The sequence below is a fragment of the Neobacillus niacini genome (assembly GCF_031456445.1).
Classification (GTDB): domain Bacteria; phylum Bacillota; class Bacilli; order Bacillales; family Cytobacillaceae; genus Neobacillus; species Neobacillus niacini_I.
Map to the genome: position 1 here is coordinate 290,171 of NZ_JAVDUQ010000002.1, position 13,823 is coordinate 303,993.

The following is a 13,823-nucleotide window of genomic DNA, read 5'->3' on the forward strand; positions in this document are numbered from 1 at the left end:
GCGTTTTTCTTTGGCTATAAAATCGGAATAACGGTCTAAGAGATGAAAGATTTATAACTATAATATGGGGGAATGCTAATGCGCTGGGTTGTTCTAGCCATCCTATTTTTCGGTTTCCTGATTAACTTTGCAGATAAGAGTGTAGTAGGGCTTGCTGCTGGTTCTGTGATGAAAGAATTGAATTTAACTTATGCGCAATGGGGTATTATAGGAAGTAGTTTTTTCTGGATCTTTCCCATTGCTGCAATTTTCGTAGGAGCGATTACGGATAAAATCGGTTCCAAGAAAATATTAAGTTATATGCTTTTGGCATGGTCAGTCCTCCAGTTTGGAGGCTATGTGATTGCTGGGTTCTCTACACTTCTTCTGTATCGGATTTTACTTGGCTTCTCTGAAGGAGGTTTTGCTCCGGCATCGCTTAGACAATTGTTTGCCTATTTCCCTCCAAACATGCGGGCTAGGGCGACAACCATTTTCACCACCGGTGCAACGGTTGGCGCTTATGCTGTTGCCCCTTTGGTTGTGGCCTTAATTCATATGACAGGTTGGAGGCACACGTTTGCCATCATGGGACTATGCAGTTTGGTTCTTTTTGTCGTATGGACTATTGTTGTCCCTAAGCAGAGTCCCAAGCTTCAAGAAGTAGAAAAGGAGTCCGTCTCTACTCCCAAAAGCAAATTCACTTGGTCAGAATTTTATCCGATTTTGTTATCACGAACTTGCTTATTAACCTTATTTGCTACATTTGGATTCTTTTGCCTGTCAAGTTGGATGCAGATTTGGATGCCAATATACTTCGTCAAAGTGGCTCACATCTCAGAAATGGGGATGGCGTATGCTACGTTATTGATCGGAGCGAGTTCAGTGCTAGTCTCGATCACAATGGCAACCATCTCTGACCGCGTATTTAAGAAAACACAAAATCTTCGTATGGCACGGGTGTGGGTAACAGGGATTGGGATGCTGATTGGTGCTTTATTTATTGGCTCACTTTGCTTTATTCACTCTCCAGTGTGGTCTGTTATCGCGATTGCGCTAGGATATGGGCTGTCATTCCTTATTATGTCAACCTCACATATCATTATGAGCCATCAGCTTCCCGAACGTACGTCCACTCTCTCAGGGGTGATCGTAGCTTTTCAGAATATTGCCGCAATGATATGCCCGATTGTTACTGGATTTATGATTGAATTTGCTGGAAAAGATAATGTGACTCAAGGGTTTAATTATTCTTTTTTGATGATCTCTTTGATTATTCTGATTATCTCCATCCTATTTACGATTTTTGTTTATCCGGATCGAAAAATGGAAACAGTCAATTTGGTTAAAATGGAGGAGGCAACGTCGGGTTCCTAAGGAGAATGGGTTTGATAGATGAAAAAGGAAAGAACTTTGGGTAAGGAGGAAACATAATGGATTTTACCGGGAAAGTTGTATTAATCACAGGTGCGGCAGGAGGAATTGGCAAGGAAACGGCTCGTATATTTGCACGACAAGGAGCGAAATTGGCGTTAGTCGATTTGGATACACAAGAACTAGAATCGCTTGCTAAGGAACTAGAATTAGAGGATTATTTGCTTCATACTGCCGATGTGACAAGGGAAGAGGAAGTAGAGCAGTTTGTGCAGGAAACTAAGAAGAAGTATGGAAAAATTGATGTTTTCTTTAATAATGCTGGAATAGAAGGAAAGATAGCTTCAATCTTAGAAACTTCTTCCGCGGAATTCGATAAGGTGCTGAATGTCAATTTAAAAGGTGCATTTTTGGGATTAAAGCATGTTATGGCGATCATGGTGGAGCAAAGATCAGGAAGTATCATCAATTCGGCATCCATTACTGGATTGAGGGGTGCCGTCGGCTTGGCTCCCTATTCTGCATCAAAACATGCAGTGCTCGGATTGACTAAAACAGCAGCCTTGGAATCGGCAAAAATGGGGGTTCGAGTGAATGCGATTTGCCCCGGCTATGTAGATACTCGGATGATGGAGGCGATTGAAAAAGGAAAAGCTCCAATGCATGCGAATATTGTAAGAGAACAAACGGAGGCAAAGGTACCGATGAACCGCTATGCACGGCCGGATGAAATTGCAGATCTTGTTTTATTTTTAGCATCAGATCATGCTTCTTTTATTACAGGGAGCCATTATGTTATTGATGGTGGGCTATTGTCATAAAAAGAACAAATGGATCGAGAACCGGTAAGACGATTCAAGGGGCTATTTCGAAGAAAATAGTCCCCTTTTAAAGGCTTCTCTATTTGTCATTGGAATGGTCAAACAAATGAAGCAACGTTATCGATACAATGGCAAGCTCCTAAAACTAGATGATTAGATCGCCTGAATAATGCTTATTCAAAAATTAATGAACTGGGAATGAATGAGGAAGATTATTGGTGGTACTTAGAGCTTCGCAAATACGGTGGTACGAAGCATTCCGGTTATGGTTTAGGCTTTGAACGCTTAATCATGTACCTAACAGGTATGTCCAATATCAGAGACGTAATCCCATTCCCAAGAACAACAGGAAATGCAGATTTTTAATTTAAAATAAAAGAAGACCCATATGGGCTTCTCAGATTGTCAAGAAAGGGTATTTTTCTCGGCAATTTTTTATTATGTCTGAATCTAAACTACCGCTTTTTCAATAAATATTTGTACCTGCTAACTGGCCTGTTGATTTCCGCTCCGGGTGCTTCGCTTTCCGCGGGCGTGCCGGGGAGCCTCCTCGTCGCTTCGCTCCTGTGGGGTCTCCCCTGCCCCGTACTCCCGCAGGAGTCTTCGCACCCTCCGCTCCAATCAACAGTATCAACCTAATAAATTGCCACACACTTTTTTTAGCCTAGCCAAGTGAGTGATAAACTTTTTTATATTTTGGCAGGCTGCAGTTAGGAGAGCCTGATCACTTACATTCTTCTATCCCCTTACCTGGCGGTAGCGAAGCCCATGCAGCTCTATTGAGTCTGCGAAGCTCCGCTCAATTTTTTCCTTTCTAAATTTATAAAGAATTTTTCCCTATTTAGGTAAGCGATTTAACCTAAACTTTTCTTTGTGCTCCTCTCATACATGTCGTGTTACGACTTTTACCTTATTCTTTGAGCGTGTACATTGGGATAGTAATGGGCAATTCTCACACTTCTTCGAATTAGATTTGTATTCTCTATTTCCCTCCCTGGTTGTTGTCCGATATGATAATTCTTGGGTATTGGAGCAATGTATAGATCTTGTTCTTTATCATATGTAAATTTCGATTTAGGGAATAAGCTGGTAGTGGGATGAAGCCGAATGATGCGGAACTGGATCATGGAATTTTAAACCTAAAAACCAACGGTAGGCAATGTTCATTTTAATTTCTCTATCAAGTTGTCTTTTAGAACGAATACCAAAAAGATATTCAATGAATATCTTTTTAAAAAGAATGAGGGGATTGGATGGACGGCCGCTATCCCTTTATTAAAAGGCATTCATGAACGTCTATCACTACCTTCTCTCCGCTATGAAACCATGGGTGCGGGGTATGATTACGAACCTATTTATAACCAGATTCACCAAATGGGGCATCAAGCTGTTACTGCTTATAATAAACGCAATGAGCCTGAACCGATTGGTTTTGATAAACATTTCGCACCTACATGTGTCCGTGAACATTCATATCGCTATGATTGTTATTTTTATAAATAGGTTTTGTGAAGGATAACTATTGATAAAAAAGTTGATTGGAGCGGAAGGTGCGAGACTCCTGCGGGAGCAGCGGGACAGGTGAGACCCACAGACGCAGAGCGCCGAGGAGGCTCACCGCCCGCCCCGCGGAAAGCGAGCATCCTGGAGTGAGTGGAAATCAACCTCTGCTCTCTTTTTGTTTAATAGCAACAAAGTTTACGAAAACAGCCGAAATAAAAATTAAAAAAGCAACCAAATTCTGAAGGTCTGTGCTTCTTTAAAAAAAGGAATTATGAAATTGATTCAGTTTTGAGGAAAATCTATATTGAATACCGCAGAGTTGATTGGAGCGAAGCGCCTGGAGAGGAAATCAACGAACCTGTTGAAAAGCATATTTATTAAAAACAAATCAACGCGGTGAAATGTGAAAAATAAGAATAAAATAAAAGGCTATCGAAAGTTTTTCGACAGCCTAAGAAGACCTATGTTAGCCTTCTTTTATTTTTGTTAATTTGAGAAGAGTTGAATTACGGACGCTGTAATTCCTCCTCGAAGAAAAAAGTCGTCGGATGCTCTTTAACAACATAAGAATATCTTTTCATGTTTTTTACATATTGCCATTTTAAAATCGTAACCATTTCTTCCGTGCCTTTAATATATACAATCTCTCCACTGTTATAGCGGTTATTTGAACTTCCCAAATTAACACCCCATTTAATATTCTACCTCCATTATACTATAGTATGAAAAAATACTCCTTGTTATAAATAAGGAACTTTATAATTTTATGGAAAAATATCCCTCATCTATCTATTACCTTCCAATTTTTAATTAGTATGTTATACTAAATAAAAAGTGAGGTGTCATTTTGACGAATTATAGGGCGAAAAAGAGTAACCTCAAAGAATTATTATCAAAAAACAGTATGGATTTAGACAGCTTGGAAAGGAATACGAATATTCCTAAAAGTCAGCTCAATGGGTACTTATCCAAGAAGGTAATGAATTTGAATAATGCCATGACGATTTCCAAAGAATTGAATTGCCAGATTGAAGATCTATATGTTTGGACATCAGACGATGAATAATATTTCCTAAAAACAGGCTCAGAATTGGGTCTGTTTTTTAATTTGTATAAGATATTAAATTTATTATTAATGTACAAATTAATAATTTTAATAAATTTAAAAGTTTTTATTGATTATTTAACTTTTTATATTTCATTTTTTAATTTTGTAGTGTATGATATGGATATATTAGGAAAGGAGAACCACATGACCTATCCACTAATAACAAATTGTCCGGTTTGCAGTAATCAATTAACCATTATGAAGCTGCAATGTACTCATTGCCATACTACAGTGGAAAATGAATTTGAATTATCGAAATTTTCTGCTCTTGCTCAAGAACAGCTTCATTTCATTGAAATTTTTCTAAAATGCCGTGGAAACATCAAGGAAGTTGAAAAGGAACTTGGGATATCTTATCCAACTGTTCGTGGAAAATTGGATGATATTATAAGTTCGTTGGGCTACACCGCAACAAAGAAAACGGAAATGGATAAGAAAAAAATTGTCTCCATGCTTGAAAGAGGGGAAATTACCGCCGAAGAAGCCATTCAGTTAATAAAAGAGGGGGATTCCTAAATGAAAGAGGAAATTTCACGAGTGCTTACAATGGTCGAGGAAGGAAAGCTGGATAAGGAGAAGGCAACAGAATTAATTAACGCGTTACAGGGAAAAGAAAATCCCGTTCAATTAAGAAAAGAAACACCCTATCTTAATAAAATGCTCAAAATCAGAGTTACTTCTGAAGAAGGCGATAATGTTAATGTTAACTTACCAATTAAATTGGTAAAGGCAGTTTTAAAAGTGGGAACGAGTATTGCGGAGAAAATTCCGGAAGCAGAAAAATATGTAAAGGATATTAATGTTGACCTTTTAATTGAGGCAATCGAAAATGAAGTGGATGGTCAAATTGTTGATATCACTTCAGCCAAAGGCGAGAAAGTATTTGTGATTATTGAGTGATGCCATGTTAAAAGTGAAAATTAAAACAAAGAATCGAAAATTTACTGTTCCTGTCCCTTATGCTCTTTTAGCCATGATCAGTGCAATTCTTACATCAAAACGAATGTTAAGATATGCAAATAAAGCAATAGAAAAAGAAGGAAAATCTTTTAAGGTCCCGAAAATAGACAGAAAAGATTTAAAACCCCTGCAGGATGCACTTTTTGAGTATAAAGGATTAGTATTGGTAGAGACAAAATTAAAGGATGGAACAGAAGTCACGGTTAAGCTTTAAGTAGCGTTCTTGAAGGGTTGGAGTATTGCTTTTTTTCTATATAGGAAGGAATAAAAAAATAGCACGCCGAAGCGTGCTATTTTAAATCAGTTATTTAAATCACATTGATCTAAAGGAATTAATTTCGTCTTCTTTGTAAATTTGTATCCAAGCCAAAGGACGATAAACAATGGCAATCCGATATAGGAGACTAATACACCATTCCAATCAATATGGTCACCCGTAAACGCGGAATAGTTTTGTCCTAAAACGACGAATCCACATACGACAAAAGCGAAAATGGGACCAAATGGGAAAAACTTTGATTTATATGGAAGTTTGCTTAAGTCTCTGCCTTGTGCAACATAGGCTCTACGGAAACGGTAATGACAAATTGCAATTCCAAGCCAAGCGATGAAACCTGACATTCCTGAAGCATTTAATAACCAAATATATACTGTTCCATCTCCAAAGAAGGAAGCAAGAAATGCAATAGTACCAACTAAGGTAGTGACAATTAAAGCATTAACGGGTACACCATTTTTATTTAATTTGCCAAGGAATTTTGGGGCTTTACCTTGACGTGCTAAATCCCAAAGCATACGGGTTGAGGCATACATACCTGAATTTCCTGCTGATAATACGGCAGTTAAAATGACAGCGTTCATGACAGATGCTGCAAAAGCAATACCTGCTTTTTGGAATACGAGCGTGAATGGACTAACTGTTACGTCACTGTTTGCAAGGTTACCGTTTGTATAAGGAATTAATAATCCGATGACCAAAATGGCTAAAACATAGAATAAAAGAATACGCCAGAATACTTGTCTAACAGCACGAGGAATTGATTTTTCCGGATTGTCTGTTTCACCTGCAGCCACTCCAAGAAGCTCAGTGCCTTGGAAAGAAAATCCTGCTGCCATAAAGATACCTAACATGGTCATGAATCCGCCATGGAATGGAGCATCACCTACCGTGAAATTCTTGAAGCCAATCACATGTCCGCCCATAATACCGAATATCATTAAGGTTCCAGTAATAATAAAGATGACAACCGTAACAACTTTAATTAAGGAGAACCAATATTCTGCTTCACCAAAGCCTTTTACTGAAATAAAGTTTAATAGAAACATAATCGCTAAAAAAATGGCACTCCACAAAATAGATGGGGTGTGCGGGAACCAAAACTTCATAATCATTGTAACTGCGGCTAATTCTGCTGCAATGGTAATCGCCCAGTTATACCAGTAGTTCCAGCCAAGCGCAAATCCTAGGGAAGGATCAACAAATTTAGTTGCATACGTACTAAAGCTTCCGGCAACCGGCATATAGGCACCCATTTCGGCTAAGCTTGTCATTAAAAAGTAAACCATAATCCCAATGACCAGATAGGAAAGAATCGCCCCACCAGGACCGGCAGTAGCGATCGAGCCGCCGCTAGCAAGGAATAATCCGGTTCCGATTGTCCCTCCAAGTGAAATCATTGTGAGATGGCGAGCTTTTAAGCTGCGTTTTAATCCAGATTCTTCTTTATTAGAAATAAGAATATCAGCATTCGTATTTTCTTTTAATACACGTGAAGTTTGCATATTATTTTTACTCCTTTTCTTTTACTGTCTAGTTACAGCATCAAAAAAAGATGCTATAGCTTTCTAATAGGAAGGAGTTTGGAATAAAAAATGCCACCGAAGTAGATTCAGGTGACATATCAATACCCCGCATCATACCTTCCGAAAGATAGCTCAACACGATTAGCTGGTAGAACTAATCATGACAGTTCTGTTCCTATTCGGAGACAGCCCCAGCATGCTTTTTTAAGAGATAAAAGCACACTTCGGCAGCTTTTCCTTTCAAACGGAGTTAATGATGTCTCTGGCATCTCGTCCGCTTTACTAATAAAAACCGCGACCTCTACCTCATCGGTTTGATGAGGATTTACATTTTAAGTTAATATATTACTAAAGTATAAATATTATTGAGGAATTGTCAATTGTTTTACTCGAAGAATAATTTCCATCAAAATAAGGAAAAATACAACTATGAATAAATAGTACGTATCTTACATAAAAATTCAATTTTATTAGGGATTTTTCAATAATATTGGTAAAATATCCGAAAAGATTAATAAAAGAAAATTTAAATTTGTCTGATAATTGTATATTATTGTAAAAAACTATTAAATTTACTTGGACTCCGAGAATAGGTATGATATTTGAAAAGGATAGATAGTAGGAGGGACACTTTCTTGCAATTTCTTGGAATACTTCTCGGTTCTCTCATTGTAGCGTTGGGATTTAATCTTTTCTTAATTCCTCATCAAGTCTTAAGTGGTGGAATGAGCGGAATCTCCATGATTTTGGGGATGATCACCCCGCTTAATACAGGATTTGCGAATTTCCTTTTAAATCTTCCATTATTAATTATCGGATATAAAATGCTAGGCAAAAAATTTATTATTCAATCAATCCTATCCGTAATCATTATTTCAGTTGGTCTTTATATCATTCCCGTTCATGCCATCGCTGAAGATAAAATACTTTCTTCTATATTTGGTGGGGCAATAACCGGACTGGGTGTCGGGATGGTATTTCGCTGTTCTGGTTCAACTGGCGGATTCGATATAATTAGCATGATACTAGCGAGAAAAATGGATTTTCCAATTGGTACGCTTTTATCTGGTATGAACGGTGTAGTGATAATTATCAGTGGATTTCTATTTAATTGGGATACAGCACTCAATACATTAGTCTCCATTTTTGTTACCGGAAAAGTAGTGGATGCCATTTACACAGATCACGCTAAGCTGACCATTATGATTATTACAGAAAAAGGCGAAGAAATGCGGAAACATCTGCTGACTAATTTGTACAGAGGTTTAACGATTATGGATGGAGTGGGCGGATACTCCAATAACAAAAGGAATATTTTAGTTACGGTTATTTCCAGGTATGAATTAAATGATGTTAAAAATCTCATCTCTGAGGTGGATTCTTCAGCTTTTGTCAATATTACTGAAACAATCGAAGTAATGGGTCTGTTTCATCGGCCAAGTCCAAATTAAGCAAAAGGCTTGTACTTATTAGGTACAATCCTTTTGCTTTTTAATTTTCCCTATTTTTAACCCATTTTATTATGGCATTAATTACTTCTTCAAGTTCCGTTCCTGCTTTTGTTAGTTCATATTCCAGCTAAGAAGAAATCAGAGAAATGCTAACGGAAGCAAAGCCCCAGAAGAAGCAAGGAAAAATATCGCTTCTTTTGACGCTGGACTTGTATCCATGCAGTTAATGTTAATTGCGAAAGATAGAGGCTATGATACCGTTACAATGTGCGGCTTTAACAAGGAAGAATTTGCAAAAAGATTTAATGTTTTTGACCGCTTTTTTCCGGTTGTGCTAATTTCGGTAGGAAAAGCGGCAGGTACTGCTTATAAAACGACAAGAATGCCTTTAGATGAAGTATTATTAGAATATATTTAATGTAAAATAACCCCGCAGCCGGGGTTATTTTTTTGTCCCAATATCTTAAGAAAGAAAAAAAACAAAAAATTTACAAATCTGTTATACTAAAAAAGTAAGAATTGTCGAAAAATGCTGTTTTTTTCTAGAAAAGAAGATCAAGTAGAGTAGAGGGGGAGGAAAGCTTGCGTTCCATTATTTTAGGCATCCTTGCCGCTTTCTTTTTTGCATTTACCTTCATATTAAATCGGGCAATGGATTTATCTGGAGGAAGTTGGATTTGGAGTGCCTCATTAAGATATTTTTTCATGCTTCCATTCCTTTTAGTGATTGTAATGGGGAGAAAAAATTTAAAACCGCTTCTCAGTGAAATGAAAAATCAACCTTGGTTATGGTTCAAATGGAGTTCTATAGGTTTTGGTCTGTTTTATGCACCGATTTGTTTCTCGGCATCATTTGCTCCTGGATGGTTAATTGCGGCTACCTGGCAAATTACGATTATATCCGGCTCTTTATTAGCACCGCTATTTTATGAAACGGTAATGACCAATAAGGGTCCAAGGCAAATGAAAGGGAAAATTCCCTTAAAAGGATTAGCCATGTCTGGCATTATCTTGCTTGGAATCGTTCTTATGCAAATCGAACAAGCCGGTCATCTTTCAATGATGAATATTGCATTAGGAGTTATACCGGTTGTAGTTGCTTCAGTCGCCTATCCATTGGGAAACCGAAAGATGATGGAGGTTTGCGGCGGCAGATTGGATGTTTTTCAAAGAGTTTTAGGGATGACATTGGCCAGTCTCCCATTTTGGATTGTTTTAGCGGTTTATGGACTGATCACAGTGGGTCCCCCAAGTACGTCTCAATCCATTCAATCAGGTCTCGTTGCGATTTCTTCTGGAGTCATTGCAACGGTTTTATTTTTCCATGCTACGGATCTTGTACGAGGAAATATGCAAAAACTGGCGGCTGTTGAAGCAACGCAATCCATGGAGGTGCTATTTGCATTAATCGGTGAGCTAATCCTGCTAAACACAGAACTGCCGTCCGCTTTATCGTGGGGGGGAATCTTTTTGGTTATGGCGGGAATGATTCTCCATAGTTATATCTCCCATAAAATGGTGGTACCGCGTAAAATGAAAATAAACGCTTAAAATGTGAAGAGATCCTTATCTTTGAATAAGGATCTTTCTTTTTAACCATTCAAATAAGGCGCTAACTGATCGATAGCATTTTGGACAATGGCTGCATTTTTCGTATACATGTCCTTTGATTCCTTACAGTTAGTGGCAAGCGAAAATAATTCCAAGTCTGCATGAGTTTTTTTCAGCATCGCCATTAACAGTGGACGTTGCTGGGGATTTGGGACTTGTAATTTATCATCATAAATATCAATTGTTAATTCCCCGTATGAGTCCACCTGTCCGATGAATACATTATCAAGTGTAACCCCGAGTTTTTCTAATTCTGTAGTAAGCCAGCCACGGCTTTTTCCTGAAGAACGAAGTGCTTCATCTAAAATTTTTCCGTCCATAATAATCGTTTGGGGCTCTTTTTCATTTGCCGTTTTCATTTGCAAATCTTTTGGAGTGAGCGGTCGATTCTCTTTTTTCAACAAAGCACTTAAATTTCCTCTTGGTTCAAGTACCGCAAATTCGACATCTGCGATTCTAAAAATGTCCTTTTGCCTGAGAAGGGCTGATAATTCATCAATTGTGTACTTTTCCTTTTTTAAATTTTCTTCTAAAACCCGTCCGTCTTTAATAACGACGGCTCCCCTACCATCCATGACATCACGGAACTTTTTGCTTTTTAATGAAAGGATATCTCCTAAAAAGGTTACAAGTCCAAAAACAATAATTGCAATTGCTCCATGCACCATATTACTCTCTAATCCGGTTACCACCTCACCTGCAATACTTCCAATGGTGATTCCTGCAACATATTCGAAAAAGGAGAGCTGAGAAATTTGTTTTTTTCCAAGGAGCTTTGTGGTTAAAAATAATAGTAATAAGAAGATTAGTGATCGAGCAATAATTAAAACCCATCCAGGCATCTTTTCTCACCTCAATCCATTATCCTTTGTATTGTGGTTCTTGACGTTCAAGTTCATATACCCTTGACTGAATGTCTTTTTTTACATGTTCAAATGTAAGGGCAGTCTCATGAAATACTCTTTTCGCTTCCTCATCAAGTGAATTCAGAGCTAGAGCTGATAACTGTGCTTCAATATCTTTAAGCGTTGCAAGAGTGGTCTTTACATTAGAAGCAATGGTCACAATGCATCTTCCTTTCTTGAAGGACTTTAATATGTAGTGGGATTCACGATTGAAATGAAAAATGGGTTGGCAGAAACGCCAACCTATTTTCTTCTTATTGGTTATATTGTGGCTCTTCAGATTGAATTTCTTGTAGGCGCGGCTCCAAGCTATCTAATACTGATTGAGTTTGCTGGGCAGCTTGTTGATAAAGCTGTTTTGCATTTTGGTTATCAGTGGCTAATGCGAAGGTTTCAAAACTTGCTTGGGCACTTTTTAAGCTGGCTAAGGCTTGCTTTACTTGTGTTCCGACTGTCATCTAATAATCCCTCTTTCATCAATGATTTCAAGTACAAAAGTAGTATGCGGATTTGCACCGTTGCCTATGTACATTTTTATTTTCTTTTTTCAAAATTTCGTGCATATAGATAAGCAGTAGGAATTTTTTATTATGGAGGGAAGAGTGTGAGAGAAAAAATCGGAAAAGATGATTTTGTTCAGGGGTTTGTTCCGAATCATAATCATGGGTCAGTTGATTATACGGGGATAAGTGGAAAACATTTACATCAATGTTTAGATGTGACATCACCTGCAATCCCAACCCAAGATGGGGGTCATATTCACTATACAGAAGGATACGTTTTATTTGAAGATGGCCACACCCATCATTATCGGGCATATTCAGGTCCAGCGATTCCGGTTGGCAAAGGTATGCATGTTCATTATTATGATTTTCACACTTCTGAAGCTGATGGTCATACTCATCATGTGAAAGGTGTTGATCAGCCTGCACCAGGCACGAAATAACTAAATCAAAAAGGTCTCTCTTCCTGAGAAGAGAGACCTTTGATGTTTAAACTCCCTCTTTTCCATTGGGAAAAGGAGGGAGTTTTTTACCTAATTCAGTATTTTCTTTAGGTAAGGGTGAAATATTTTGTTGTTGACATACTAAAGGGAAACTATTTATAATTCTATCTTGTAATAAATCATTTCGCATACGAAATATTTGATTAGAAAACATTAGATTGCCGAGGGAAAGGAGGAAGAAATGTACGAATTAAATAACGTAATAGTTGAATCATTTTCTGAAATTAACAAGGCCATTTATAGGCTTGTAAAATCAGAGGCAGATCGAATGGGCATTACGGTGGTTCAACTAAAGGCTCTCTATAGAATTTCCTCAAACCCTAATATTGGTTTGGGCGACCTTGCGGATAAATTAAGGTTAACAAACAGTACAGTTAGCGGGGTTATCGATCGATTAGTTCATAGTGAATTAGTGGAGCGGATTGTTCCGCCTGAAAATCGCAGAGCGGTGTCGATTCATTTAACACTAGCTGGAAAAGAGTTATTAGATCAAGTTTATTCTTCTGAATCTGTCTTAATAAAAAAATTAAATGATGTGATGGCCTTACCAAAAGAAGAAATTGAACATCTATTAAGTTTACACAAGCTTATCTTATCGAAGCTTTCAATTAAGGAGGAATAATTTTTTAATGAACGTAAAACGGATGGTTTTGTTAAATATTTTAATTTTAATTATCTTAGTTGGAGGGGGTTTTGCAGCCTATTCCTACTATAACAAAACAGTAAATTATTTATCTACAGATAATGCTCAAATTGCAGGGCAGCAGGTTACAGTTGCTGCACCAGCCAATGGAAAATTAACAGATTGGACAGGAAATGTCGGCGATCATTTTTCCAAAAATGAAAAAATCGGAACGATTCTTTCTGCAGGAACGGGGACAGGGGCAGCTGCTGCACCAACTTCCATTAATATAACCCTTCCTTCTAGTGGAACAGTGGTGCAAACAAACGCCGTTAAAAACTCCTTTGTAGCTGCTGGCACTCCACTTGCTCAAGTATTTGATCTTGATAAATTATGGGTAACAGCCAATATCGAGGAAACCTCCATTGATGAAATAGCTGAGGGACAAGATGTTGATATTTATGTCGATGCATTTCCAAATACAACATTAAAAGGAACCGTTGAGAAAATGGGTCTTGCCACTTCAGGTACTTTTTCGTTATTACCAAGCTCAAACAGCACTGGAAATTATACAAAAGTTACCCAGGTTATTCCTGTTAAAATTTCAATTGATGATAACAAAGGACTACAAATTATCCCTGGTATGAACGTGACCGTGAGAATTCATAAGTAGGTGATAC

General features: G+C 37.8%; 20 protein-coding genes, 4 pseudogenes and 1 riboswitch. Of the genes and pseudogenes, 14 read left to right on the plus strand and 10 right to left on the minus strand.

Annotation, left to right across the window (positions count from 1 at the left end):
* Nucleotides 1–78 precede the first annotated feature (78 nt).
* The 3 genes and pseudogenes from J2Y67_RS04140 to J2Y67_RS04150 form a co-directional block, all read left to right on the plus strand.
* Nucleotides 79–1,356 (plus strand): MFS transporter, encoded by a 1,278-nt coding sequence (locus tag J2Y67_RS04140; protein ID WP_310170948.1) that lies wholly within the window; start codon nt 79–81, stop codon nt 1,354–1,356.
* Between the two features lie 56 nt (nt 1,357–1,412).
* The gene (locus J2Y67_RS04145; protein WP_310170949.1) at nt 1,413–2,174 is read left to right on the plus strand and encodes an SDR family NAD(P)-dependent oxidoreductase; all 762 of its coding nucleotides are present in this window, start codon (nt 1,413–1,415) and stop codon (nt 2,172–2,174) included.
* 183 nt (nt 2,175–2,357) lie between these two features.
* Nucleotides 2,358–2,540 (plus strand): annotated as a pseudogene (locus J2Y67_RS04150) (amino acid--tRNA ligase-related protein); the annotation flags it as partial.
* Nucleotides 2,541–2,640: 100 nt separating this feature from the next.
* On the opposite strand, the gene J2Y67_RS04155 reads toward J2Y67_RS04150, so the two are convergent.
* The 3 genes and pseudogenes from J2Y67_RS04155 to J2Y67_RS27890 all read right to left on the minus strand — a co-directional run.
* Nucleotides 2,641–2,799: a hypothetical protein gene (locus J2Y67_RS04155; RefSeq protein ID WP_310170952.1), complete on the minus strand. Its 159-nt coding sequence runs from the start codon at nt 2,797–2,799 to the stop codon at nt 2,641–2,643.
* A 5-nt stretch (nt 2,800–2,804) separates the two neighbouring features.
* Nucleotides 2,805–3,280: pseudogene (locus tag J2Y67_RS04160) on the minus strand (transposase); the annotation flags it as partial.
* 10 nt (nt 3,281–3,290) lie between these two features.
* Nucleotides 3,291–3,443 (minus strand): annotated as a pseudogene (locus J2Y67_RS27890) (transposase); the annotation flags it as partial.
* Here J2Y67_RS27890 and J2Y67_RS04165 point away from each other — a divergent pair.
* Nucleotides 3,435–3,665 (plus strand): annotated as a pseudogene (locus J2Y67_RS04165) (IS5/IS1182 family transposase); the annotation flags it as partial. The pseudogenes J2Y67_RS27890 and J2Y67_RS04165 overlap by 9 nt on opposite strands.
* 518 nt (nt 3,666–4,183) lie before the next feature.
* On the opposite strand, the gene J2Y67_RS04170 reads toward J2Y67_RS04165, so the two are convergent.
* A complete protein-coding gene (locus tag J2Y67_RS04170; protein ID WP_310170955.1) occupies nt 4,184–4,357 on the minus strand; it encodes a hypothetical protein in 174 nt (57 codons plus the stop codon).
* 167 nt (nt 4,358–4,524) lie between these two features.
* Between J2Y67_RS04170 and J2Y67_RS04175 the strand changes: the two genes are divergently transcribed.
* From J2Y67_RS04175 to J2Y67_RS04190, 4 genes are all read left to right on the plus strand, one after another.
* Nucleotides 4,525–4,743, plus strand: coding sequence for a helix-turn-helix domain-containing protein (locus tag J2Y67_RS04175; RefSeq protein WP_310170958.1), 219 nt, complete (start codon nt 4,525–4,527; stop codon nt 4,741–4,743).
* A 186-nt stretch (nt 4,744–4,929) separates the two neighbouring features.
* Complete coding sequence (locus J2Y67_RS04180) at nt 4,930–5,301, plus strand: DUF2089 domain-containing protein (protein ID WP_310170963.1); 372 nt, start codon at nt 4,930–4,932, stop codon at nt 5,299–5,301.
* Nucleotides 5,302–5,685 carry an SHOCT-like domain-containing protein gene (locus J2Y67_RS04185; RefSeq protein WP_310170965.1) on the plus strand — a complete coding sequence of 128 codons (384 nt, stop codon included), beginning with the start codon at nt 5,302–5,304 and terminating at the stop codon, nt 5,683–5,685.
* 4 nt (nt 5,686–5,689) lie between these two features.
* Nucleotides 5,690–5,959 (plus strand): hypothetical protein, encoded by a 270-nt coding sequence (locus J2Y67_RS04190; protein WP_310170967.1) that lies wholly within the window; start codon nt 5,690–5,692, stop codon nt 5,957–5,959.
* Nucleotides 5,960–6,045: 86 nt separating this feature from the next.
* Here J2Y67_RS04190 and J2Y67_RS04195 read toward each other — a convergent pair whose 3' ends face one another.
* The gene (locus J2Y67_RS04195; RefSeq protein WP_310170968.1) at nt 6,046–7,527 is read right to left on the minus strand and encodes an amino acid permease; all 1,482 of its coding nucleotides are present in this window, start codon (nt 7,525–7,527) and stop codon (nt 6,046–6,048) included.
* Nucleotides 7,528–7,668: 141 nt separating this feature from the next.
* A riboswitch (Lysine riboswitch) is annotated at nt 7,669–7,860 on the minus strand.
* A gap of 323 nt (nt 7,861–8,183) precedes the next feature.
* On the opposite strand from J2Y67_RS04195, the gene J2Y67_RS04200 reads away from it, so the two are divergent.
* Nucleotides 8,184–8,999: a YitT family protein gene (locus tag J2Y67_RS04200; RefSeq protein WP_310170973.1), complete on the plus strand. Its 816-nt coding sequence runs from the start codon at nt 8,184–8,186 to the stop codon at nt 8,997–8,999.
* 40 nt (nt 9,000–9,039) lie between these two features.
* Here the strand turns inward: J2Y67_RS04200 and J2Y67_RS27895 are convergent, their stop codons facing one another.
* Nucleotides 9,040–9,126, minus strand: a complete 87-nt coding sequence (locus J2Y67_RS27895) for a winged helix-turn-helix transcriptional regulator (protein WP_396954042.1) — start codon at nt 9,124–9,126, stop codon at nt 9,040–9,042.
* Here J2Y67_RS27895 and J2Y67_RS04205 point away from each other — a divergent pair.
* Nucleotides 9,118–9,417 (plus strand): nitroreductase family protein, encoded by a 300-nt coding sequence (locus tag J2Y67_RS04205; protein WP_310171183.1) that lies wholly within the window; start codon nt 9,118–9,120, stop codon nt 9,415–9,417. The genes J2Y67_RS27895 and J2Y67_RS04205 overlap by 9 nt on opposite strands.
* 164 nt (nt 9,418–9,581) lie before the next feature.
* The gene (locus J2Y67_RS04210) at nt 9,582–10,550 is read left to right on the plus strand and encodes a DMT family transporter (protein ID WP_310170976.1); all 969 of its coding nucleotides are present in this window, start codon (nt 9,582–9,584) and stop codon (nt 10,548–10,550) included.
* 41 nt (nt 10,551–10,591) lie between these two features.
* Here the strand turns inward: J2Y67_RS04210 and J2Y67_RS04215 are convergent, their stop codons facing one another.
* From J2Y67_RS04215 to J2Y67_RS04225, 3 genes are all read right to left on the minus strand, one after another.
* Nucleotides 10,592–11,452, minus strand: coding sequence for a DUF421 domain-containing protein (locus J2Y67_RS04215; protein ID WP_310170977.1), 861 nt, complete (start codon nt 11,450–11,452; stop codon nt 10,592–10,594).
* Nucleotides 11,453–11,471: 19 nt separating this feature from the next.
* Nucleotides 11,472–11,675: a DUF1657 domain-containing protein gene (locus tag J2Y67_RS04220; protein ID WP_310170980.1), complete on the minus strand. Its 204-nt coding sequence runs from the start codon at nt 11,673–11,675 to the stop codon at nt 11,472–11,474.
* 94 nt (nt 11,676–11,769) lie between these two features.
* Nucleotides 11,770–11,973 carry a DUF1657 domain-containing protein gene (locus J2Y67_RS04225; protein ID WP_071358225.1) on the minus strand — a complete coding sequence of 68 codons (204 nt, stop codon included), beginning with the start codon at nt 11,971–11,973 and terminating at the stop codon, nt 11,770–11,772.
* A gap of 146 nt (nt 11,974–12,119) precedes the next feature.
* Here J2Y67_RS04225 and J2Y67_RS04230 point away from each other — a divergent pair, with 146 nt between their 5' ends.
* Nucleotides 12,120–12,461, plus strand: coding sequence for a YmaF family protein (locus J2Y67_RS04230; protein ID WP_310170985.1), 342 nt, complete (start codon nt 12,120–12,122; stop codon nt 12,459–12,461).
* A gap of 46 nt (nt 12,462–12,507) precedes the next feature.
* Here J2Y67_RS04230 and J2Y67_RS04235 read toward each other — a convergent pair whose 3' ends face one another.
* Nucleotides 12,508–12,675, minus strand: coding sequence for a hypothetical protein (locus J2Y67_RS04235; protein WP_310170988.1), 168 nt, complete (start codon nt 12,673–12,675; stop codon nt 12,508–12,510).
* Between the two features lie 27 nt (nt 12,676–12,702).
* Here J2Y67_RS04235 and J2Y67_RS04240 point away from each other — a divergent pair, with 27 nt between their 5' ends.
* Both J2Y67_RS04240 and J2Y67_RS04245 read left to right on the plus strand, forming a co-directional pair.
* Complete coding sequence (locus J2Y67_RS04240; protein WP_310170991.1) at nt 12,703–13,143, plus strand: MarR family winged helix-turn-helix transcriptional regulator; 441 nt, start codon at nt 12,703–12,705, stop codon at nt 13,141–13,143.
* A gap of 7 nt (nt 13,144–13,150) precedes the next feature.
* Nucleotides 13,151–13,816: an HlyD family secretion protein gene (locus J2Y67_RS04245; protein WP_310170993.1), complete on the plus strand. Its 666-nt coding sequence runs from the start codon at nt 13,151–13,153 to the stop codon at nt 13,814–13,816.
* Nucleotides 13,817–13,823 lie beyond the last annotated feature (7 nt).